Raw genomic sequence first — 366 nt, forward strand, 5'->3', positions numbered from 1 at the left:
GAGTTCAGCAGAACATGCTCCATAAGATAAGCCTTTTCCTGTCTCTTTATAGGTGTCACTCCATAGGGCTAGAAAACGATTATACACAAACCGAGCGCATCCAATCGTCTTGTTAATGAGTGTCGCTTGTTCTGGCATGGGATATATTCGGAATTTATAAGCTTTATTCACTACCATTGCTTTTCACTTCACTTTCTGATTTTGGATATACGTTCTTATCTGCTCTTCTGTATGTTCACTGGCTGTTGCAACAAAATAAGAAGCATTCCAAAAATTCCCTCCCCACAACCTCTTTTTAATCTCAGGAAACTCTTTAAAGTGCGAGTTCAAAAAGTCCGGTTTTCAGCACCGAGAAGATGGGATGAA

At 39.9% G+C, this 366-nt stretch carries 1 protein-coding gene and 1 pseudogene; both read right to left on the bottom strand.

Annotation, left to right across the window (positions count from 1 at the left end):
* On the bottom strand, positions 1-177 hold a 177-nt coding region (locus IDH45_RS03590), incomplete at its 3' end, for a helix-turn-helix domain-containing protein (RefSeq protein ID WP_190924781.1).
* 6 nt (positions 178-183) lie between these two features.
* Positions 184-318: pseudogene (locus tag IDH45_RS03595) on the bottom strand (transposase); the annotation flags it as partial.
* Between the last annotated feature and the right edge of the window lie 48 nt (positions 319-366).

The organism is Paenibacillus oceani, from assembly GCF_014705615.1.
GTDB lineage: Bacteria > Bacillota > Bacilli > Paenibacillales > NBRC-103111 > Paenibacillus_AB > Paenibacillus_AB oceani.